Annotated in this window: 17 protein-coding genes; 15 read left to right on the forward strand and 2 right to left on the reverse strand. The window is 60.1% G+C overall.

The annotated features are described in order from the left end of the window. Nucleotides 1–12 precede the first annotated feature (12 nt). The 3 genes from AC1DZP_RS32985 to AC1DZP_RS32995 are packed head-to-tail and all read left to right on the forward strand — an operon-like array spanning nucleotide 13 to nucleotide 2,458. Nucleotides 13–798, forward strand: a complete 786-nt coding sequence (locus tag AC1DZP_RS32985) for an SDR family NAD(P)-dependent oxidoreductase (RefSeq protein WP_477308208.1) — start codon at nucleotides 13–15, stop codon at nucleotides 796–798. Between the two features lie 27 nt (nucleotides 799–825). Further along, nucleotides 826–1,128 (forward strand): YciI family protein, encoded by a 303-nt coding sequence (locus AC1DZP_RS32990; protein WP_477308210.1) that lies wholly within the window; start codon nucleotides 826–828, stop codon nucleotides 1,126–1,128. Between the two features lie 55 nt (nucleotides 1,129–1,183). Next, nucleotides 1,184–2,458: an NAD(P)-binding domain-containing protein gene (locus AC1DZP_RS32995; RefSeq protein WP_477308212.1), complete on the forward strand. Its 1,275-nt coding sequence runs from the start codon at nucleotides 1,184–1,186 to the stop codon at nucleotides 2,456–2,458. Nucleotides 2,459–2,509: 51 nt separating this feature from the next. On the opposite strand, the gene AC1DZP_RS33000 is transcribed toward AC1DZP_RS32995, so the two are convergent. Then, on the reverse strand, nucleotides 2,510–3,310 hold the full coding sequence (locus AC1DZP_RS33000) for an aspartate/glutamate racemase family protein (RefSeq protein ID WP_477308214.1): 801 nt from the start codon (nucleotides 3,308–3,310) through the stop codon (nucleotides 2,510–2,512). Nucleotides 3,311–3,682: 372 nt separating this feature from the next. Here AC1DZP_RS33000 and AC1DZP_RS33005 point away from each other — a divergent pair, with 372 nt between their 5' ends. The 10 genes from AC1DZP_RS33005 (at nucleotide 3,683) to AC1DZP_RS33050 (ending at nucleotide 17,497) form a co-directional block, all read left to right on the forward strand. After that, complete coding sequence (locus AC1DZP_RS33005) at nucleotides 3,683–5,440, forward strand: flavin-containing monooxygenase (protein WP_477308216.1); 1,758 nt, start codon at nucleotides 3,683–3,685, stop codon at nucleotides 5,438–5,440. A gap of 77 nt (nucleotides 5,441–5,517) precedes the next feature. After that, nucleotides 5,518–6,345: an SDR family NAD(P)-dependent oxidoreductase gene (locus AC1DZP_RS33010; protein WP_477308218.1), complete on the forward strand. Its 828-nt coding sequence runs from the start codon at nucleotides 5,518–5,520 to the stop codon at nucleotides 6,343–6,345. Between the two features lie 25 nt (nucleotides 6,346–6,370). Next, nucleotides 6,371–7,243 (forward strand): beta-keto acid cleavage family enzyme, encoded by an 873-nt coding sequence (locus AC1DZP_RS33015; RefSeq protein ID WP_477308220.1) that lies wholly within the window; start codon nucleotides 6,371–6,373, stop codon nucleotides 7,241–7,243. Nucleotides 7,244–7,258: 15 nt separating this feature from the next. Continuing rightward, nucleotides 7,259–7,834: a carboxymuconolactone decarboxylase family protein gene (locus AC1DZP_RS33020; protein ID WP_477308222.1), complete on the forward strand. Its 576-nt coding sequence runs from the start codon at nucleotides 7,259–7,261 to the stop codon at nucleotides 7,832–7,834. Next, the gene (locus tag AC1DZP_RS33025) at nucleotides 7,831–8,886 is read left to right on the forward strand and encodes an amidohydrolase family protein (RefSeq protein ID WP_477308224.1); all 1,056 of its coding nucleotides are present in this window, start codon (nucleotides 7,831–7,833) and stop codon (nucleotides 8,884–8,886) included. The genes AC1DZP_RS33020 and AC1DZP_RS33025 overlap by 4 nt, the downstream gene beginning before the upstream one ends. Nucleotides 8,887–8,899: 13 nt before the next feature. Beyond that, nucleotides 8,900–10,366: an NAD-dependent succinate-semialdehyde dehydrogenase gene (locus AC1DZP_RS33030; RefSeq protein WP_477308226.1), complete on the forward strand. Its 1,467-nt coding sequence runs from the start codon at nucleotides 8,900–8,902 to the stop codon at nucleotides 10,364–10,366. A 167-nt stretch (nucleotides 10,367–10,533) separates the two neighbouring features. Beyond that, the gene (locus AC1DZP_RS33035) at nucleotides 10,534–11,583 is read left to right on the forward strand and encodes an NAD(P)-dependent alcohol dehydrogenase (protein WP_477308228.1); all 1,050 of its coding nucleotides are present in this window, start codon (nucleotides 10,534–10,536) and stop codon (nucleotides 11,581–11,583) included. 373 nt (nucleotides 11,584–11,956) lie between these two features. Further along, the gene (locus tag AC1DZP_RS33040; RefSeq protein WP_477308230.1) at nucleotides 11,957–13,915 is read left to right on the forward strand and encodes an acetoacetate--CoA ligase; all 1,959 of its coding nucleotides are present in this window, start codon (nucleotides 11,957–11,959) and stop codon (nucleotides 13,913–13,915) included. Between the two features lie 795 nt (nucleotides 13,916–14,710). Next, nucleotides 14,711–16,246, forward strand: a complete 1,536-nt coding sequence (locus AC1DZP_RS33045; protein ID WP_477308232.1) for a sugar ABC transporter ATP-binding protein — start codon at nucleotides 14,711–14,713, stop codon at nucleotides 16,244–16,246. Nucleotides 16,247–16,282: 36 nt separating this feature from the next. Continuing rightward, entirely contained in the window at nucleotides 16,283–17,497 is a 1,215-nt protein-coding gene (locus AC1DZP_RS33050; protein WP_477308234.1) for an ABC transporter permease, read from the forward strand. A gap of 133 nt (nucleotides 17,498–17,630) precedes the next feature. Here the strand turns inward: AC1DZP_RS33050 and AC1DZP_RS33055 are convergent, their stop codons facing one another. Then, the gene (locus AC1DZP_RS33055; protein ID WP_477308236.1) at nucleotides 17,631–18,530 is read right to left on the reverse strand and encodes a LysR family transcriptional regulator; all 900 of its coding nucleotides are present in this window, start codon (nucleotides 18,528–18,530) and stop codon (nucleotides 17,631–17,633) included. Between the two features lie 351 nt (nucleotides 18,531–18,881). Here AC1DZP_RS33055 and AC1DZP_RS33060 point away from each other — a divergent pair, with 351 nt between their 5' ends. Beyond that, nucleotides 18,882–19,967 (forward strand): sugar ABC transporter substrate-binding protein, encoded by a 1,086-nt coding sequence (locus tag AC1DZP_RS33060; RefSeq protein WP_477308238.1) that lies wholly within the window; start codon nucleotides 18,882–18,884, stop codon nucleotides 19,965–19,967. Nucleotides 19,968–20,304: 337 nt separating this feature from the next. After that, nucleotides 20,305–21,377 (forward strand): acyl-CoA dehydrogenase family protein (locus AC1DZP_RS33065; RefSeq protein WP_477308240.1); only part of this gene is annotated, 1,073 nt, incomplete at its 3' end.

The raw sequence follows: 21,377 nt of genomic DNA on the forward strand, positions 1-21,377 counted from the left end.
GAAGGACACAACATGAGACTCAAGGACAAGGTAGCAATCATTACCGGTGGTGCCTCGGGCATCGGCAAGGCAGCTGCCGAAAGGTTCGGGCAGGAGGGGGCGATCCTCGTGATTGCTGACATGAACCCTGAAGCGATCGAGCGCACCTTGGACCAACTCATCGCCGAGGGCTACCGAGCCATCGGACAGGTCTGCAACGTTGCCGACCGTGAACAGACGCAGGAACTGGCACGTGAGGTCGTGCGTCAAACAGGCCGGATCGACATCCTTGTGAACAACGCGGGTATCTCGCGCTACAGGCCATTTGCGGAGGCGACCAGCGAGGATTGGAATGCGGTGCTGGATGTCGACCTGAAGGGGGTCTTTTTCTGTTCGCAATCCGTTGCACCGCAAATGACCGCTCAGAAATACGGCCGGATCGTGAACATCTCATCAGCCCTCGGCACCGGGGCCGCGCCGCATAACACGGCCGGATCTCCAGGAGGCAGCGCCGCTTATGCGTCGGCCAAAGCGGGCGTGATCATGCTGACCAAGACACTGGCCCGCGAACTCGGTCCGCATGGTGTGACGGTGAACTGCATCGCACCGGGTACCTTCCTTACCCCGATCTCGTCCTCTACCCGCACCTCGCAACAGGTGGAGGAACATTTGGAATACCGAAAGAAGACGACGGTGTTGGGGCGTGTCGGCACACTGGAGGAGCTGTCGAACACCATCCTGTTCTTTGCCTCGGACGAATCCAGTTATGTCACCGGCCATACACTGCATGTCGATGGCGGTCGCTCAGACCGCATGTGATGCGGTGATCAGAACCAAGGAGTTCCAATGCTTTTTTCCGTCTATTGTGAAGATGCTGAAAACACCGCCGCTCTTCGGGAAAAACACCTGAAGGTCCACCGCGAATATCTAGACACTTGGCGTGAAGCAATCTTCTTTTCAGGTCCGCTGCAATCCGACGATGCTTCTGCCGCACTGGGCAGCCTGTTTATACTGAACGTTGAAAGCCGGACCGAAGCCGAGAAGTTCATCCACAACGAAACCTTCTACGGTGCCGGGATCTTTGCCAAGGTTACGATCCGCAGGATGCGCAAGGGCCGCTACAACGCGGCATTGTTAGAAGGATTGTGATGCGTCAGAGGGCCTCTCCTTCCCCAGGATACATACATACCAGCGGGGACGCGGGATGACGAAGATCGGCTATCTTGGCCTTGGGGCCATGGGCGGCGCACTTTCGGCACATTTGGCCAAGGGGCATGATCTTGTCGTGACCGACCGCAATCCCGCTGCGGTACAAGCATTGGTGTCCCAAGGTGCCAGCGCTGCCCGGAGTGCGGCCGAACTTGCCCGTGCCTGCGATATCATTCTGCTGTGCCTGCCCCGGACTTCGGACGTTCGCGACGCGCTGTTCTCGGCCGGCGGACTTGCCGAGKGTCTGGCCGCCGGCAAGATCGTCATCGACCAGACAAGCGGAAACCCCGGCCAGACCGCGGCCATCGCGGCCGATCTTGCGGCCGAGGGTATCTTAATGTTGGACGCGCCCGTCAGTGGCGGAATTCCAGCGGCGCAGGCCGGCAAGGTGACCATTATCGCGTCCGGCCCTGACGAAGCGTGGGTCCGGGCCGAGCCAATCTTGAACGCGATGAGCGACAAGGTTTTCCGGTGCAGCAAAAGGGTTGGCGATGGGCAGGCGTTGAAACTAGTCAACAACGCCATTGGGGCGGCCTACCGTATGGCGACGTTGGAACTTGTGGCGCTCGGTCGCAAGGCGGGACTTGGCCTTGCGCCGATGGTCGCGGCGCTGAATGCCGGGCCAGGCGCGAATTTCACGACAAGAAATATGCTGGTGGGGTTGGTTGAGGGGCGGTCGACCACCAATTTTGCATTGTCGCTGATGGTGAAGGATCTCAACGAGGCGCTCGCCATGGGCGCTGCCACCTCGTCGGCCATGCCCATGTCGGCGGGTGCTCGCAGCCTGATGCAGATGGGCCTTCATCTGATCGGCAAGAATGCCAAACTGGACGACGTCATCCAATTGACCGAAAGGTTGTCAGGCACGGCGCTGGTCGGCGAGCAGACGGAGGCGGCTGAGGGTCTGTTCTCGCAGATCGAACTGGGCGTTGTCGCTTGCAACACAATCGCCGTCAGTGAATGCCTAGCAATGGGCAAGAAGTTCGGTCTTACAGGCCCTGAAATGGCGCGCATACTGAACGTCGGCTCGGCCTGGAGCGCTGTGTCGGAGGATATTCTTCCCGCCTTGGCCAGGGACGACGCTCCTCCATTGCGCTGGACGCTTCGCGATGCTGAGACAGCGCTTGTCGCCTTGTCGGTTGAAGCGGCGGTGCATGGCGTGTCCCTGTCAATGCCACATATCGCCCTTGCCTTTGTTCAGGACGCAATTTGCCGCCTTGGCTGGGAAGCTTCGCTAGGTCGGCTGACTTTCGGCTACAACCAGCCCTGACGGGCCCCCCTCATCGCGTTGAATTGGTCTAAAGCGAGGCTGAGGGCGGGGTCACTTGACCCCTGGATAAACCGCGTCTCCGTAGGCTGCCCGAACATCAGCCAGAAGCTTGCCGCGCGGAGGGGCATAGGCCAAACGTTTGCTGGTGAACATGCCTGTCAGGGCGCGCATCTGAACCGCCATTTCGCCGGTCTTAACCAAGGCCGTGATTCCGTTGAGCACCGGGGCGCCATCAACTTCGGCAAGGCGTTCCTGGATTAGCACTGCCATAAGGCTACCCCCCGCGGGGATGAGCACTTCGGCCCCTTTGTCCAACGCCGCCCGCGCGGTGGTAGTGAACTGGTCCACAATTGTCTTTCGTACCGCGGGGTCCGAAAAGGCAGTGTCGAAGACGCCTGGACGCTCGACCGTCATCATCTCGACGGAAACCATCCGACCCCCGAGACCCTGCAGCTGGATGCCGTCAACGATCCGGCGGTTGAACTTGGGGTTGACATTGATAAGCGAGAAGGTCGGCCCCATCAGGCAGGCCATCTGCACCGCGCTTTCTGCCAATCCCAGAATGGGGATATTTAAAAGCTCGCGCAGTTCATGCAGCCCTGGCTGGAAGAAGTTGCCGATAAGAAAGGCATCATATCCCTCCCGTTCGGCACGCAGGCCGTTCTCAAGAACTTCGCACGTGTCCTGAAATTCCAGATAGCGGTACTGGTCAGCCACGGCACGGTGCGGACTGAGACCAAAGATTTCGATGGTGGTACCGGGAGCCGCCGCCTCTGAAATCAGCTTCCGCAGGAACTGGCCATAGTGCCCCGATTTGGAGCCGCGCGACATGCCAAGTGTCTGGTAGAACAACCGCATGTTCCCCCCATTTCTGACTGCAGTTCTCTCTTCGTGCCACGCTCGCCCTGCGTCAAGGGTCCTGCCCGGGTACTGGCATCGCCTAAACGAGGAGACGCAACACACTACAATGCACAGGCCAACGTGCATCCTTGGGCAAGTATATGAAAGCATTCCGTTTAAATTGCAGCGTTGCAACCTTGGCGCAAATTGAAAGGCACTTGTGCAGAATCGGCAAAGCCGATTGCCGACCCGGACCCGCGGCCATGCCACTTCCTGGTTATCTTTGCAGCCTGCGGCAAATAGCTTCCCTTCCCGTTGGGTATCTGAACCCGAACGGTCCCCGTATTTTCGTCCGGCACGACGCATTCTGGAGGACTTCGTGTTATGAACGAAATCAGTATCGGGGTAAGGTCTGACGCACAGCTTGTCGTGCAATGGCTGTCGGACTTCGAAGCCGGGCTGGAGGCGGCCTCCGAGGAGGCTTTGCATCGCGTCTTGTGGACCGAGGTCCACTGGCGTGACCTTATGGCCTTCACCTGGACAATTACGCCGCATGACAGCTTGGACCATGCGGTTGCCGAATTCCTGACGGCTCAGCCGCATATCAGATCCAGAAATTTCCGTCTGGCCGAACAGCGGACCGCGCCGCGGCGTGTCCGCCGTCACGGAGTCGACTCCATCGAGGCCTTCTTCACCTTCGAGACCGACTTCGCGCGGTGCAGTGGCCTTGTGCGTCTGGTTGCCGACCATCCCGAACGGGCCTGGGTTCTGGCGACGGCGCTGGATGAGCTGAAAGGACACGAAGAGCCTATCAATTCGCGCCGCCCCGCTGGTTCCGCCTATTCTCGCAACTTCGGTGGAGACAACTGGAGCGACATCCGCGCCAGGAAAGCTGCGTTCGCCGACGTTGAACCGGCGGTTCTTATCGTCGGGGCCGGTCAGGCCGGCCTTGCCATTGCCGCGCGTCTTGGGCTTCTGGGTGTGGATACGCTTCTGGTCGACAAGCGTGAACGTGTGGGCGACATATGGCGGGAGCGCTATCACTCACTTGCCCTGCACAACCAGGTCAAGCTGAACCACATGCCCTATCTGCCCTGGCCGCCGAACTGGCCGAAATACCTGCCGAAAGACATGATAGCGGGCTGGCTGGAAACCTACGCCTGGGCGATGGAATGCAACGTCTGGAACAGTACCGAATTCCTAGGAGCTGAATACGACGAGGCTAAAGGGGAATGGGCGGTACGGGTGTGCCACACCGACGGAACCGAACGCGTTCTGCGTCCACGCCATCTGATCATGGCCAATGGCATCGCGGGCCGGCCGCTGGTTGCGAAATTGCCCGAACTGGACCTCTTCAAAGGTGAGGTCATCCACACGCACGATTACCGAGAGGGCGCGAAGTGGAACGGCAAGAAGGTTCTCGTCGTGGGTGCTGGCACCAGCGGCCACGACGTTGCGCAGGACCTGCACGGTCATGGCGCTCATGTTAAGATGATCCAGCGCGGTCCGGCCACGGTCACCAGCGTTAAGGCCGCCGGACTGGTCCATTCGGTTTATTACGACGAGGATCTTCCGCTGGAAGACTGCGACATGATCGCCGCAGCCAGCAGTTATCCCTTGCTCGTCCGGGGCTATCAGGCTGCCGTTGAGAAGATCAAGGTCGTTGACAAGGAGCTTCTTGATGGCCTGGCTGCAGTCGGTTTCAAGCTCGACTGGGGCGAGGACAACACTGGCCATCAAATGAAATTCCGCCGTCGCCATGGAGGCTATTACCTGAACTGCGGCTGCTCGGAATTGATCGCCAACGGCGAAGTCGGTCTGTTGCAGCATGAGGACACCGATCGCTTTGCCGAAAACGGCCTGCTGATGAAGGATGGGACCGTAGAGGAGGCCGACCTGATCGTGACCGCGACGGGCTATCAGAGCCAGGAGTCCGTGGTGCGTGAGATGCTTGGCGACGAGATCGCCGACAAGGTCGGTCAGATCTGGGGCATTGCTCCCAACGGCGAGATCGCGAACATGTTCGTGGCCACGCCCCAGCCAGGTCTATGGTTCAGCGGCGGGGGCTTCGCCCATTGCCGTATCTACTCGCAATATATTGCAATGGGCATCAAGGTTCGCGAACTCGGACTTGTGAAATAGCGCCCACGACTTTGTCCGGGTTGCAGGCGGCTCGTCCCGGGTCATCATTCATTCCGTCAAGGATTCGGACCGACACGATGTTGAATTTCACCGGGAAGGTGGCTCTCGTGACCGGCGCGGGCTCGGTTGGCGAAGGGTGGGGCAACGGCAAAGCCACGGCAGTGCTTCTGGCACGACAGGGCGCGCAGGTCTCAGGCCTCGATCTGAATGCCGATGCCTTGGCGGCCACGACTGAGATCATGCAGGCTGAGGGCATGGCCGATCGCTGGCTGCCGCAGACCTGCAACATGCTGGACAGCGCCGAGATCGTGACCGTTGTCGCTAAATGTGTTGCGCGTTTCGGTCGCATCGACATCCTGGTGAACAACGTGGGCGGCAGTGCGCCGGGTGATCCTGTCTCGATGCCGGAGGATGTCTGGAAGCAGCAGCTCGATTTCAACCTGACAACGGCTTTCCTGGGCTGCAAACATGTCCTGCCGGTGATGGAGCATCAGTTCGCTGCAACCGGCAGGGGCGGAGCCATCGTCAATATCGGTAGCGTCGGTGCGATGACATTCCAGTTGGGCGGTCGGGTGAGCGCTGGCTATGCCGCGTCGAAGGCGGGGCTGGTCGCCTTTGGCAGGTCTACCGCAATTGCCTATGTCCGCAAGGGCATCCGGGTCAATACGGTGATCCCCGGATCCATGCACACCCCGCTTGTGGAACACCGACTTGCCAAGCAGTTGGGGACGGATGACGCGGCGAAGCTGATCGCCAATCGTCATGCTGCGGTGCCGATGGGCCGGATGGGCGATGCCTGGGATGTGGCCAATGCCGTCGTATTTCTGGCCAGTGACGAGGCAAACTACATCACAGCCACGCAACTTGTCGTCGACGGCGGCATGACCGCCGCCCGATCAGGCTGAACTTCCTCTTGCGCAGGATCACATAATGACCCGCCCCGTCATCATCAGCTGTGCCGTCACCGGCTCCGGAGACACGACGGGTTCAAGCCGCTTTGTTCCCGTAACGCCAAAGCAGATCGCCGCTGAAGCGCTCGCCGCCCATGACGCAGGGGCTGCCGTGGTCCATATCCATGTACGCAATCCCGAAACCGGAGCACCCAGCAGCGATATCGCCCTTTACCGCGAGGTCGTCGAACGTATTCGCGCGGCGGACACCTCGGTCATCCTGAATCTGACCACCGGTATCGGCGCGCGATTTTCGCCGGACGAAGCCGATCCAAACCGGAACGCTGCGCCGGGTATGGCGCTGCCGGAGGACCGCATAAGCCATGTCCTCGAATTGAACCCAGAAATTTGCAGCCTGGACGTGGCGACCATGAATTTCGGCAACCACGCCTTCGTCAACACGCCAGACCACATCACCCGCATTGCCGAAGCCGTGCGCGCCGCTGGCGTGAAGCCTGAACTCGAAGTGTTCGATCTGGGGCACATCGCCTTGGCGAAGAACCTCTACTCGAAAGGGTCGTTTGCCGATCCACCCTATTTCCAGCTGTGTCTCGGCGTTCCCTGGGGGGCGCCAGCGACACCTGAAGCTATGCTTGCAATGAAGGCCATGCTGCCAGCCAACGCAAATTGGAGCGCCTTTGGCGTCGGCGCCCGGCATTTCGCGACCATCGCCATGGCGGTGGTGAGCGGCGGCCACGTCCGCGTAGGGCTGGAGGACAATCTCTACATGTCCAGGGGGACTTTGGCTGAGGGCAATGCACCCATGGTGGCCCGGGCGGCCCGCATCGTGCGCGAGATAGGCGCCGAGGTTGCCCAGCCAGCCGAGGCGCGAAAGATCCTGGGCTTGGCATAGAACGAGGGATCAACCATGGCGCGCCTTTCCATGCCCGACCCGCGGGACCTGACGCCGGAACAGGCCGAAGTGGTTGCCGAAKTGGTTTCGGGCAAGCGCGGCAAGGTGCCCGCGCCCATGATCGCGTGGCTACGCAATGCCGAACTTGCGCGGCGCGGACAGCAACTGGGGGAGTTGTTACGATTCGACACTACGCTGGAGCCAGTGCTGCGCGAATTGGCCATCATCATCTGCGGTCGGCATTGGACATCACATCACGAATGGACCGCGCACAAGAAGCTGGCGCTGGAGGCAGGATTGGACCCGGCCACGATTGCCGACATCGCAGCGGGACGGCCCGATCCTTACTTGCGAAATTTGCGCGAGGAGACGGTGTTTAAGGTCGGGACAACACTCCTTTCACAAGGAAAGATCGATGCGGACCTCTATCGGCAAGGAATAGCCACCCTGGGCAAGACGGGGATGGTCGAATTGGTGGCGGTCCTTGGCTATTATTGCCTTGTTGCCCTCACCCTGAACACCTTCGAAATCGGCCTCCCCGATAGCTTCGCGAAAGAACTGGTGCAGGGCCATGCCCCGGATGGGCAATGACAGACAGGTTAGCCCAGCTTCCCGTCCGAGAGGACTGGCTTGCAACCCATGACGAGGTGGTGGTCGATCCCAATCGTGCGATCATCGACGCACATCACCATCTTTTCGACCGCCCGGGCAACCGATACCTCTTCCCCGAATTTGCGGCCGATCTGGGATCGGGGCATCGTGTCCTGGCGACTGTCTTTGTACAGGCACGAGCCTCCTATCGTCCAACCGGGCCGGAGCTCTTGCGTCCGGTGGGCGAGACGGAATTCGCCTTAGGAGTGGCACGGCAGACGGCCTTCGATGGCGGCCCGCGTCTCTGCGCGGCCATTGTAGGCCACGCTGACCTGATGCAAGCCGCAGCGGTGCGCCCGCTGCTAGAAGCGCATATCGAGGCGGGAGAGGGCCATTTTCGTGGCGTGCGCCACATCTTGGCATGGGACCCGGATGAACGGCTTCTGAACCCAGCCTATCCGACCTTCGAGAACATGACCGAAAGCCCCTCCTTCCGCGACGGTTTTGCCGAGCTGGCGCAATTGGGACTGAGCTTTGACGCCTGGCTGCACTTTCACCAGATCCCCCGCTTGACTGCACTGGCGCGGCGCTTTCCCGACGTGCCCATCGCCTTGGACCATTGCGGCGGTATCATGGGAAGTGGTGCCTATGCAGCGCGGCGTGACGAGGTGTTCCGCCAATGGCGACAGTCCCTCACCGAACTGGCAACCTGTCCGAACGTGATGGTCAAGATCGGAGGGCTGGGGATGGCACTTTCGGGGTTCGGTTTCGAAACCCGCGAAAAGGCGCCTTCTTCGGAGGACCTGGCCGAGGCATGGCGACCTTGGGTCCATAGCTGCATCGAAGCGTTCGGGTCGGATCGCGCGATGTTCGAAAGCAATTTCCCGGTCGACAAGGGCAGCTACAGCTATCGGGTGGGCTGGAACGCGTTCAAGCGCCTGGTCGCCGAGGCAAGCTCGGACGAGGCGCACGCGCTGATGTATGGGACGGCGGCCACGTTCTACCGCATCAAGGCCGGAGCCGACGTAATGAGGCAGCCCAAGACAACGTGAAAGTGAAAGACGCATGGAGCGCAAGATGACTGCTGATCGCACCGTTACCTACCCAAGGATTGGCCTCTTGATTGACGGGGAATGGATCTATGACCGTGCGCCCCTCTGCGAGGTCGAGAACCCCAGCGATGAGTCGATCTTGGGGACCGTCCCCAAAGCGACCGCCGAAGATCTGAACAAGGCTTTGGCCGCCTCGGCTCGCGGCTTTGAGACCTGGCGAAAGACGCCGCCCACAGCCCGCGCCGCGCTTCTACGCCGCACGGCCGCGCTGGTGCGTGCCCGCGCCGCCGAGATCGCGCCGATCTTCACCATGGAACAGGGGAAAACGGTGGCAGAGGCGCTCGCAGAAATCGAACGATCGGCAACTTTTCTGGATTGGGACGCCGAAGAGATTGTTCGCTTGTATGGGCGCATCGTGCCCACCGATCCGCCCATCCAGCAATTTGTTGTCCGTGAGCCGATCGGTCCAGTCGCCGCTTTCACACCGTGGAACGTGCCTATGAGCGCACCGTCCCGCAAGATCAGCGCCTCCTTGGCGACGGGTTGTTCAATAATAGTGAAACCGTCCCAGGAGACACCCGCCACAGCCTGCCTGTTTGCCCAATGTTTCCTGGATGCGGGCCTGCCCAAGGGCGTTCTGAACGTAGTCTTCGGCGACTCGGATGAAGTTTCGCGGATATTAGTCCTGTCGCCCATCACAAGGCTGGTTACCCTGACCGGCTCGATTCATGTGGGCAAACACCTGGCTCGGCTGGCGGCGGAAACGATGAAGCCCCTGTTGATGGAGCTGGGCGGGCATGCCCCCGTTCTGATCGATCAGGACGTGGATCCGGTCGCAGTGGCGCGGCTGGCGGCGCACTGGAAGTTTCGTATGGCGGGCCAGTTCTGTTCGGCCGCGTCGCGGTTCCTTGTTCACCGGCGTATTTATGGGGATTTCGTAGCGGCCCTGGCCGAAGAGGCGGACAAACTGAAGGTCGGTGACGGCTTTATAGAGGGAGTTGAGATGGGCCCGCTGGCCAACCGCCGGCGTCTTGCCGCGATGGAGGGCTTTGTCGAAGACGCCGTGGCGCGTGGCGCGCGCGTGGCAGCAGGAGGCGCCCGTCTTGGCAACCAAGGCTGGTTTTTCGCGCCGACCGTGCTGGCCGACGTGCCGCTTGAGGCCAGGATTATGTATGAGGAGACCTTCGGGCCCATCGCCCCCTGCATGGCAGTGGACTCGATGGATCAGGCGCTGGAGATTGGCAACAGCCTGGAGATGGGCCTGGCCGCCTTTGTCTTCACCAATGCCATGGAAACTGCCGATCACCTGACGCGCGAGTTGCGTGTCGGTTCGGTGGCGCTGAACGTCTTTACCAGTCCGGGAGCGGACGCGCCCTTCGGTGGCTACCGCGAGAGCGGCATCGGTCGCGAAGGCGGGCCGGAAATGCATCAAAGCTATACCGTAGCCAAGACCATCGCCGAGCGCCGCGTGCGCGTTTGACAAACCGCACGATCCCTTGCCCGTCAGGATTATCGCGCAACCCTGACCTTACCGGAATGCGTGAAGGTCTTTGACCAGCGGTTCGCTTCCCAAGCCATTGCAGGCTTCATAGGATTTCGCTCGGCTGCGTGCCGATCAGGACACTGCAGTCAAAAGGTAGGTGCAAGATGTTTCCGGTAAAAGCCTATGGCACCCTAGCTGCCGATCAGCCCATCGCGCCTTTGATGATCAAACGGCGCGACCCAGGCCCGCACGACGTCCAGATCGATATTGAATATTGCGGAATCTGCCATTCCGACATTCATCAGGCACGCGGCGAATGGGCTGGAACGCTGTACCCATGCGTGCCGGGTCACGAAATAGTCGGTCAAGTCAGAGCCGTCGGCTCTGCGGTAACGCGATTCAAGCCGGGCGATACTGTAGGAGTCGGTTGCATGGTCGACAGCTGCCAAAAGTGCCCGGCCTGTACAGAGGCACTTGAGCAATACTGCGAAGAGATGTTCACCGGCACCTACAATTTCCCGACCAAGGACGAACCAGGTCATACGCTGGGGGGGTATGCCAGCCAGATCGTTGTGAGCGAAAAGTTCGTGCTGCGCATCACCCACCCTGCACACCAGTTGGCCGCCGTTGCGCCATTGCTTTGCGCGGGAATCACTACCTATTCGCCGTTACGTCACTGGAAAGTTGGGCCGGGGATGAAGGTGGGGATCGTCGGAGTGGGCGGGCTCGGTCACATGGGAATCAAGCTTGCTCATGCCATGGGAGCACATACCATTGCCTTCACCACTTCCGAAGGCAAGCGCGCCGATGCCCTCAAACTTGGTGCTGACGAGGTAGTGGTCTCGCGTAACGTGGATGAAATGGCGGCACATCGGTTGAGCTTTGACTTCATCCTCAACACGGTCTCGGCAAGTCATGCATTGGACGACTACGTCGAACTTCTCAAGCGTGACGCAACAATGACAGTCGTTGGTGCGCCCGCGCATCGCCACCCGGCACCGGATGTCAGCCTGCTTGTGTTGAAGCGGCGGTCAATCGCGGGTTCCGTGATTGGAGGAATTGCCGAGACCCAGGAGATGCTGGACTTCTGCGCCGCGCACGAAATTGTCTCCGATATTGAGCTGGCTGCTGCGGGCCAGATTGAACATTGCTACGAGCGCATTCTGCGAGGCGATGTAAAATATCGGTTCGTCGTCGAAATCGCAACGATCTAGCGGTTTCTTCTGGYACGCCGAAGGGCTCAGCGTCAGTGATGGCTACCGTGTCCCCGTGGAGGAAGGCAAGAGGCCGAGATGGGAGAACTGTTCGCCACCAGCTTCCGGGCCAGTCGCACGGATCAAGGCTGTGCCGTCTGGAATGCGGGCAGGCGTCACCGTGCGATCACGATTTCCCTCATCGTCGGTCGCAGAGCGGCTTCCGGATCCGGAAACTGCCCGGCCATTACGTCCGCGCTGAAATGCATGTCGGGTGTCTAATGGGTCGCCCTGCTGCCAGCCGTAGCTCGTACTGTTCGGGATTGCGCCATACCCCTGCGGTCTTGGCGTGGTCACACGAGATATTGGCGCGGTAGGCCGGGGAGATCGTTGTATGAGACCGTCGGAGTCGCTTTGGCAACCTTCTCGAGAGCGTATCGCGTTAGCGTTGCTGACGACGTTCACAAATCTCGCCTCAGTACGCGCCGGGCGGACGTTTTCCTCCTATGTCGAAATTCACCGCTGGTCGGTCGAGGACCGCGAGGGCTTCTGGAGCCTGGTCTGGGATTTCTGCGGCATCGTGGGCGACAAGGGCGAGCGCGTCTTGGTCGATGGTGACAAGATGCCGGGCGCATCGTTCTTCCCCGAGGCGATGCTGAATTTCGCCGAGAACCTGCTGAAAAAGACCGGTTCTGGTGACGCGATCGTGTTTCGCGGCGAGGACAAGATCGAGCGGCGGCTGTCGTGGAACGAACTGCACCAACTGACCTCGCGCTTCCAGCAGCTTTTCCTGGCGCTCAAGGTGAAAAAGGGCGACCGCATCGCCGCGATGATGCCCAACATGCCGGAGACGGTTGCCGCCATGCTGGCCGCCGCCTCGATCGGCGCGGTCTGGTCGTCCTGCTCTCCGGATTTCGGCGAACAGGGCGTGCTCGACCGTTTCGGCCAGATCGAACCCGTCGTCTTCATCGCGCCGGACGGCTACTGGTACAATGGCAAGGCGATCGAAGTCGCCGACAAGATTGCTGCCGTTGCCACGAAGCTCGAAACCGTCCGCAAGGTTCTGGTCGTCGATTACCTCGGCTCCTCAAGGGATGTCGCTGCTGTCATCGACAAGGCCGAGGCGCTGGAAGAGGCATTGTCTCCGTTCGCCGCAAAGTCGGTCACGTTCGAGCGCCTGCCGTTTGCGCATCCGCTCTACATCCTGTTTTCGTCGGGAACGACCGGCATTCCCAAATGCATCGTCCACTCGGCCGGCGGCACGCTGATCCAGCATGTCAAGGAACACCGGCTGCATGCCGGGCTGATCGACGGCGACCGCTTCTTCTACTTCACCACCTGCGGCTGGATGATGTGGAACTGGCTGGTGTCTGGGCTGGCCTCGGGCGCGACGCTGCTGCTCTATGACGGCTCGCCCTTCTACCCCGACGGCAATGTCCTGTTCAGCTTTGCCGATGCCGAGAGGATGACCTTTTTCGGCACCTCGGCCAAGTTCATCGATTCCGTGCGCAAGGCCGGTCTCAAGCCGATCCGGACGCACGATCTGTCGAGCGTACGCAGCATCTCGTCGACCGGCTCGCCGCTGTCGCCGGAGGATTTTCGCTTTGTCTATGACGGCATCAAGAGCGACGTCCATCTGGCCTCGGTCTCCGGCGGCACCGACATCGTCTCCTGCTTCGTGCTCGGCGTGCCGACGCAAGCTGTCTGGACCGGCGAGATCCAGGGGCCTGGCCTCGGCCTTGCCGTCGATGTCTGGGATGATGACGGCAAGCCGGTCCGCCAGGAAAAGGGCGAACTGGTCTGCACAAAAGCGTTTCCGTCGATGCCGATCGGCTTCTGGAACGACCCTGAAGGCAAGAAATACCAGGCAGCCTATTTCGAGCGCTTCGACAATGTCTGGTGCCATGGCGACTTCGCCGAATGGACGGCGCATGGCGGCATGGTCATCCACGGCCGCTCCGATGCGACGCTCAATCCGGGCGGCGTGCGCATTGGCACGGCGGAGATCTACAACCAGGTTGAGCAGATGCCGGAAATCCTCGAAGCGCTGTGCATCGGCCAGGATTTCGACAATGACGTGCGCGTCGTGCTGTTCGTGCGGCTGGCCGCAGGCTCCACACTGGACGAGGATCTGGAAAAGCGCATCCGGGCGAAAATCCGCACCGGCGCCAGCCCGCGCCACGTGCCGGCAAAAATCGTTGCCGTCTCAGACATCCCGCGCACCAAATCGGGCAAGATCACCGAGCTTGCGGTGCGCGACGTCGTGCATGGCCGCGCCATCAAGAACAAGGAAGCGCTCGCCAATCCCGAAGCGCTGGAGCTCTATCGCGATCTTGAGACGCTAAAGACTTAGGACCCGGTTTGTTGATCCGAACATCCAGAACTGGAGGCGAAGGGGTCATCGGCGCATCGAGGTGAGACTGGGCACGTGTGGTTTTGCATCGACTGACAGTCCGAGTTGGCCGCAGTTGCTCGACCTGTTCGACATATTGCGCCTGCGGATACGCGATTGCGTCGGCGCCAATCTTCATCGGGCCTTCGCAGCTGGTCTCACAGAACGCTGGGCAATCGAAGGCTCTCGCACATCGCTGATCCATCTCGCCGCGCAGGCAGCGCAGCAGGGTGACGTTCTCTTATTTCTGCGGCAAAGGCGGCTCCCGTTCGGGCGCCCACCTTTGCAAAGGACGACAAGATGTTTCGCTGGCTGAATCGTATTTGCACAGCCCCAGTCACGTTAGAGTTCATTTTTTGAAAGCCAGCCGTAGCTGAGACTCTTACGCGTGCTGGACAACGGAGGAAGCCGGTAGCCGAAGGGCCAAGGCTGACTGTTCTGATAGACGCGACGGGAGGCGCGTTGATCTTCGGCTCGCAACACGGTTAAGCGGTCAGAGCCAGCGGCGCCCATTTCGTCGCAGCGAGGTGCTTTGATCTTGCAGCAGTTTTTGGGCAAGGCGCGTCGAAGGCTACCCTCTGAAAATCAACATGGTCGATCCAGCAGCCCGCGAAGCAAGCATCGTCTTCAACTCGCGAGCTGTCTTTCCTGGGAAGACAGGGTGCAGCCATGTGGGTCTGGCGGGAAACATAAATGACACCCACCCGCAGTTCAAAGCGCGAGGTTGGTGTGCAATAGCGGGAGCAGGACTGGGTCATGGATGACGCCGTGCCGTTGATGCAGCTGAGAAATCTCAGGAAGACGTTCGGCACTCAAATCGTGGCGCTGCGCGGTGTGGACCTGGATATCCGAAGAGGCCGTGTCCACGGCTTGATCGGAGCCAACGGCGCGGGCAAATCGACGTTGATCAAGATTCTGTCCGGCGCCTTCTCTGCCACCGATGGCAAGATCATTTGGAAAGGAGCCGAGGTCCATTGGACCAGCCCGAAACAGGCCAACGAAATGGGCGTGGCGACAATCCACCAGCACATCCCACTGGTTCCAACGCTTTCTGTTATCGAGAACGTCTTCATGGGATCCACCGGACTGTGGCGGGTCGATCGATCCATGTACCGTCGTTTTGGCGAGTTGTGCGAGCGGGTCGGATATCATCTGGAACCCGACATGTTGGTCAGCGATCTGTCGATCGGCGCTCGGCAGATGGTGGCCATCTTTCAGGCACTGGCCACGGGCGCTGACTTGATCGTAATGGACGAACCCACTGCCTCGCTCGCGATCGAAGAACGGGAAATTGTCTATGCAACGGTCCGCAAACTGTCCAAGGCGGAAAACAAGGCGATTCTGTTTGTTTCACACTTCCTGGATGAGATCCTTGCCTTGACTGACGAAGTTACTGTCCTGCGTGATGGGCAGGCGGTCATGCGGGCAGAAACAAAGGGGTTGAACGAAGGGCAGATCGCCGAGGCGATCGTCGGCAAACAGGTTGTTGCCCTTGAAAAGGCAACGCTCGAACGATCCCGAAAATTTGCGGCTTCAAACCACGGCAAGCCCATATTGGAGGTGAACAGGCTGTCGTCTCCGGGTCGCCTTGCACCAATTTCGCTCGAACTGCGTCGTGGCGAAGTTCTTGGTGTTGCTGGTTTATTGGGGTCGGGGCGAAGCGAGCTGCTTCACGCCATATTCGGGGCGGACCCACATGCCAAAGGCGAAGTCCGTCTTGAAGGCGAAATCCTGAAGAGATCGACCGGAGCGGCAGTGAAGGCCGGCCTGGCCCTTGTGCCGGAAGACCGATTCAAACAGGGGCTCGTTCCGGATTTCGAGATTTGGCGCAACACAACCCTGCCGGCGCTGGAAAGGGTCAGCAAGTTCCGCTTCCTGCTTGACCGAAACAAGGAAGTCGAGATCGGCGAGACCAGCATCAGGCGCCTCGCGATCAAGGCTCCTGATGCCCAGTCGGTGGTCACCGAACTCAGCGGCGGTAATGCGCAAAAGGTGACCATCGCCAAATGGCTCTTCAGCGACGTAAAAGTCTTTCTGCTGGACGAACCCACGGCCGGTATCGACATCGGCGCAAAGACAGAAATCCTCCTACTGGTGCGCCAGCTGGCAGAGGAAGGGAAGTCGGTCATTATCGTCTCCTCAGAGTTTGAAGAGTTGATGGCGGCCTGCGACAGGATCATCGTTTTGCGCGACGGTCATCAGGTGTCTGCGAAAGCCGCGCATGAGACCAACGAGCACGAACTTGTGATGCTTGCCGGGGGCAAGCACCGCGCTGAACCCAGCGACAGATAGCGCCGTGAGAGCGGACAATCGGAGCATGAAGAAGATATGGCCAATACAGATCACATGACCGAAACGTCCCCGGCGGCGGAAATCCGGCAGCCAGGGTCATTCGGCCAACGCGTCGCGAGGGTCGACTGGCGTCGATCCTTCGGTCTCAGGGAAATGGGTGTCTACTATGCGTTGCTGCTGCTGGTGGTCTCACTCGCGCTCATGACCGCCTATCTGGGCAAGGCGAACTACCTGAGCGTACAGAACCTGAGCAACGTTCTTTACCAAACCTCGCTGACTGCCATGATGGCTGCGGCGATGACGGTCATCCTGGTGACGGGCAACTTCGACCTTTCTGTCGCCTCCGTGGCCGCGCTGTCGGGCGCGGTTATGGTTGGCACGGTTGAAACTATGGGGTTGGTGCCTTCGATCGGGTTGGCAATGGGCGTCGCGATCCTTTGCGGCCTTCTAAATGGAACCATCGTGATGGCGCTAGGGATCAACGCATTCATCGTGACCCTGGGCACGCTCACGGCGATCCGAGGACTGGTGCTGATCTATACCGGCGGGCGGTCTCTGCAGGTGAACGATCTCGACACCGTTATGCAACTGAAAGCTTTCGAGGGGAGAACCTTCGATGTGGGTTGGCTTCTGCTTCTTGGGGGCATCGCAATGCTGGTGGTCGCTGTCCTGCATTTCATGCGCTGTCGGCGCGTTTTGCCACTGCATATCGGTCTGCTCATGGGTGGGCTGGCGCTTGCCGGGATCAGTTGGGCGAACGGAATGTCCCTCGTTCTTAGGGCCCCGGTAATCATCACAGCCGTCTTCGTCACAATTGTCTGGTTCGTGCTCGGCTTCACGACCGTCGGTCGGCGCATCTACGCCGTGGGCGGCAATCCCGAAGCCGCGCGCTTGTCTGGCGTGAATGTCTTCGCCTACCGCCTCGGAGCGTTCGTCCTCTGCAGCGCGACCGCAGGCTTTGCGGGCATCCTGTTCGGGGCTCGACTACGATCGATGGCCCCCACTGCCTTGGAAGGAATGGAACTCACGGTTATCGCTTCCGCCATTCTTGGCGGGACGTCGCTGTTCGGCGGGGCGGGGAGTGTGGTCAAGACCGTGGCGGGCGCGCTTCTGTTGTTCTCGCTAACCAACGGCTTCAACATGCTGAACCTCGGAGCCAACTATCAGGGCCTGATTGAAGGCATCGTCGTGGTGGCTGCCGCAGCAATCTATACGGTGGGGGGTGGAAGCAAGAAGTCAAGGACCGGCTGACCGCCCGGACCTTCCATCCTTGGCTTCGCCGGGCTCGCGATCTTCGCGGGTCCGGTTTCCGTTAACGGAAGCCTGCGTCGAACAAACGGCAAGAGACGGCCGGCCTTAAGTCATGTTGCGTCCGTCAGGCCTATCAGAATTCCTTGAAAAGGCGGACCAAAAAGTCAATGAAGGCCCGGGCCTTTGGCGAGGTTTGCTTGCTGCCAGGATAGACGGCGAACAGCGCCGTGTCAGCGTCCGTCGAACTGACCTGATAGTCAGGAAAAACGTTGATCAGTTCACCTGCGATGATGGACGAGCGCACCATGGATTCTTGCAGAACGACGAGCCCAAGCCCATTTATCGCACTGGTTATCAGGACGGCGGAACTGTCGGATTCCAAATTTCCCGAGACCGGCACTGCCCGGGTCTGCCCGTCTCTGACGAACCGCCATGAGCTGTCATAGCTCTTGGCTTTGTAGACGATGCAATTGTGATGCTGAAGGTCTTGTGGCGTTTCCGGGAGACCGTGCTCAGCTGCATAGGCGGGACTGCAACACACCATCCTGCGGCCTGAGCCTAGACGCCTGGCGATCAGACCCGAATCCTCGAGTGATCCAAGCCAGACGGCGACATCAATGCCCTGTGCCACGAGATCTTCGCGCACATCAGTCAGGGTAACTTCCAATTTTATGTTCGGATGCTGTTTCAAAAAGGTGGGCAGAGAGGGGACAATCACCTGGTTTCCGACCGAGTGTCTCAGATGAACCCGCAAGAGCCCCTTCACGTCCTTCTGATAGGACGAAATCTCGCGCTTGACGGAGTCAAGTTGCCGCAGCAGTTCGCGGATCCGATCACAATATAGCCTTCCGGCCTCGGTCAGCGACAGCGTTCGAGTTGTTCGGTGAAGGAGGTGGACGCCCAGTCTGGCCTCCAGGCTGTTGATCTGACGCGCAACCGTGGCCACCGAGACACCAAGCTCCAACGAGGCGGCAGAAAAGCTGCCACTCTCGACGACCTGGAGAAAGGCTCGATTGGTGAGCATTTCATCCATTCTGGTTGGTTCCCTTCTCGTGCTTCCACTTTTTCGAGCCAGACATGTAGTTGCTTTTGTAGTCGGCGGTAAGCTGAAATGTGGATCGGACAGGTGACCGTGCGACCAGCTTTCTGTTTTTCGATTCTGTCTCGTGATCGTTACGCCCAGACGGATTTCCGCCAGTTTACGAAAAAGTCCTTGCCACACAATGGGCTAGGAGACCGTCGACGACTTGATATTCTGATCCCAGACGATTGGTTCTCAGCTGTGCGAGGGGGGCGACGGGAGGCACTCACACAAAGACATGGCCGCGGACCAAGCCGCCCTTGTCGCAAAGGCAAGCTTACAAGTGTCAGAGCTGCCGGCGACTTGCATTCATTTCAGACAAAGTCGCTCAGGGAGCAATGCTGCGACCTTGGGACGAAATCGAACTGCCGCGACACGATCTGCGCAACAACTAAGAATCAAAAGGGAGGACTAGAAATGGAAAAAAGAATGTGGCTTGCAGCCGGTGTGGTTTCCACGTTGGCTTTCACAGCAGGCGGTGGCTCGGCAAAAGACCTGGTCTTCGGGATCAACCCCAACAACATGGCCTATCCCTACGACGTGGCTCTTGTCGATGGCTTCAAGGAAGCCGCAGACGCGGCAGGCGTGAAGGTGGTGGTCATGGACCCGAAGTCCAGTGTCGAAACGCAGGCCAACCAATTCGACGACATGGTGACTCAAGGCGTGAACGCGATCGGCTTCATGCCGAACGACTCGGTGACGGCCCAGACCCTGGTGGACAAGATTTCCGAAAAGGGCATCGCGATCGCTGCCGCCGCCGTGCCGGTCGGTGATCCGGCTACGCATCCAGTAGACTATGTGTATCCGAACCTGACCTCCTTGGTCACCACCAATGACGTCATCGCAGGCCACGTCGCCGGCGAGATGGCGGCCAAGATGTTGCCCAAGGATCGGGAAGTGAAGATCGCGGTGGTCGAAGGGGCGCCTGGCTACGCTGTGGTCAAGCAGCGTCAGGACGGCTTCGAGGCTGCGCTGAAGGAAGCTGGGATCAAATTCAAGGTTGTGGCTTCGCAGCCAACTGACTGGACGCCGGAGAAGGGCGAAGCGGTCTGCCAGAACATGCTGACCGCAAACCCCGACATTGACCTGATCTTCAGTCATGCCGATCCCATGGCAGTAGGCTGTGCCCGCGCAGTCGATGCGGCAGGCTCCAAGGCCATCCTGATCGCCACCGGTGGCGGCTCGACCGACGGGAACAACGCGATTGCCGCTGGCGAGCTGGACGGGTCGGTCTGCACAAAGCCCAAGCTAATCGGCGAACTCACGTTCAAGGCGCTCTACGAAGCCGTTCAGCATCCGGATCAGGCCAAGAAGGGTCAATACGTCACCTATGACCTGATGCCGGTCACCAAGGACAATCTCAAAGACTGCCCTGCGGCAGGTTGGTGATTACTGCTGTAGTAGGCGCGCTTTAGCTAGGACAAAAATAGGCGGCGCGCTTTCGGGCGCCGCCCACCACCCCGAATACTCTTCGTGCGGCCGAGGACGATTCAGGCCAAGGCCGCTAGGCCGCGACTGCCCCATTGGCGCGCGGCGCAATCACTGCCGTTCCCGGCGGCATCAGGAATTGGATAACGTCCCGGCGATTCCAAAGTGACGTGAGCCGCCGACGAAACCCTTCATGGCTAGGCTTGAGATTGTTCACGGTTTCCTGGAACAAGCGCGAATGAAGCGCAGTTGCAGGCTTAGCCATGGCGGCTGTCGAATGGGGTGTGGAGGTCAGCGTATGAAAGAGCCAGCTTCGTTCGTCTGGGAAGATCCTTTCCTGATCGAGAACCAGCTTTCAGAAGACGAGCGCATGGTGCGCGACGGCGCCGCTGCCTTTGCCGCCGACAGACTGGCGCCGAAAATCGAGGAAGCCTATCTCGAGGAAAAGACCGACGCCGGCATCTTTCGCGAGATGGGCGAGGCCGGCCTGCTCGGCATCACCATCCCCGAGGAATATGGCGGGCTCGGCGCTAACTACGTGACATACGGTCTGGTGGCGCGCGAGGTTGAGCGCGTCGATTCCGGCTATCGCTCGATGATGTCGGTGCAGTCGTCGCTGGTCATGTATCCGATCCATGCCTACGGCTCCGAGGCGCAGCGCAAGAAATACCTGCCGAAGCTGGCCTCGGGCGAATGGATCGGCTGCTTCGGCTTGACCGAGCCGGATGCCGGTTCCGATCCGGGCGGCATGAAGACCCGAGCCGAAAAAACGGCGAATGGCTACAAGATCTCCGGCTCGAAAATGTGGATCTCCAACGCGCCGATCGCCAATGTCTTCGTCGTCTGGGCCAAGCTCAAGGGTGAGAACGGCAAGGACGAGATCCGCGGTTTCGTGCTCGAAAAGGGCATGAAGGGGCTGTCGGCGCCGAAGATCGGCGGCAAGCTGTCGCTGCGCGCCTCGATCACCGGCGAGGTTGTGATGGAAGGCGTCGAGGTCGGCGAAGATGCACTGCTGCCCAATGCCAAAGGCCTCGGCGGCCCGTTCGGCTGCCTCAACCGCGCCCGCTACGGCATTTCCTGGGGCGCGATGGGCGCGGCCGAGGATTGCTGGCGCCGGGCGCGGCAATACGGCCTCGACCGCAAGCAGTTCGGCAAGCCGCTGGCCGGCACGCAACTGTTCCAGAAGAAGCTGGCAGACATGCAGACGGAGATTGCGCTCGGCCTGCAGGGTTCTCTGCGCGTCGGGCGGCTGATGGACGAGGGCAAGATGGCGCCGGAGATGATCTCGATCGTCAAGCGCAACAATTGCGGCAAGGCGCTCGACATCGCCCGCCAGGCCCGCGACATGCATGGCGGCAACGGCATCCAGAT

The organism is Mesorhizobium sp. P2_F8, assembly GCF_056403655.1.

What these genes read in the sequence shown, in the direction of transcription:
- AC1DZP_RS32985 (WP_477308208.1), top strand. Translation starts at nt 13, where the DNA reads ATGAGACTCAAGGACAAGGTAGCAATCATTACCGGTGGTGCCTCGGGC.
- AC1DZP_RS32990 (WP_477308210.1), top strand. Translation starts at nt 826, where the DNA reads ATGCTTTTTTCCGTCTATTGTGAAGATGCTGAAAACACCGCCGCTCTT.
- AC1DZP_RS33005 (WP_477308216.1), top strand. Translation starts at nt 3,683, where the DNA reads ATGAACGAAATCAGTATCGGGGTAAGGTCTGACGCACAGCTTGTCGTG.
- AC1DZP_RS33010 (WP_477308218.1), top strand. Translation starts at nt 5,518, where the DNA reads ATGTTGAATTTCACCGGGAAGGTGGCTCTCGTGACCGGCGCGGGCTCG.
- AC1DZP_RS33015 (WP_477308220.1), top strand. Translation starts at nt 6,371, where the DNA reads ATGACCCGCCCCGTCATCATCAGCTGTGCCGTCACCGGCTCCGGAGAC.
- AC1DZP_RS33025 (WP_477308224.1), top strand. Translation starts at nt 7,831, where the DNA reads ATGACAGACAGGTTAGCCCAGCTTCCCGTCCGAGAGGACTGGCTTGCA.
- AC1DZP_RS33030 (WP_477308226.1), top strand. Translation starts at nt 8,900, where the DNA reads ATGGAGCGCAAGATGACTGCTGATCGCACCGTTACCTACCCAAGGATT.
- AC1DZP_RS33035 (WP_477308228.1), top strand. Translation starts at nt 10,534, where the DNA reads ATGTTTCCGGTAAAAGCCTATGGCACCCTAGCTGCCGATCAGCCCATC.
- AC1DZP_RS33040 (WP_477308230.1), top strand. Translation starts at nt 11,957, where the DNA reads ATGAGACCGTCGGAGTCGCTTTGGCAACCTTCTCGAGAGCGTATCGCG.
- AC1DZP_RS33045 (WP_477308232.1), top strand. Translation starts at nt 14,711, where the DNA reads ATGGATGACGCCGTGCCGTTGATGCAGCTGAGAAATCTCAGGAAGACG.
- AC1DZP_RS33050 (WP_477308234.1), top strand. Translation starts at nt 16,283, where the DNA reads ATGGCCAATACAGATCACATGACCGAAACGTCCCCGGCGGCGGAAATC.
- AC1DZP_RS33055 (WP_477308236.1), bottom strand. Translation starts at nt 18,530, where the DNA reads ATGGATGAAATGCTCACCAATCGAGCCTTTCTCCAGGTCGTCGAGAGT.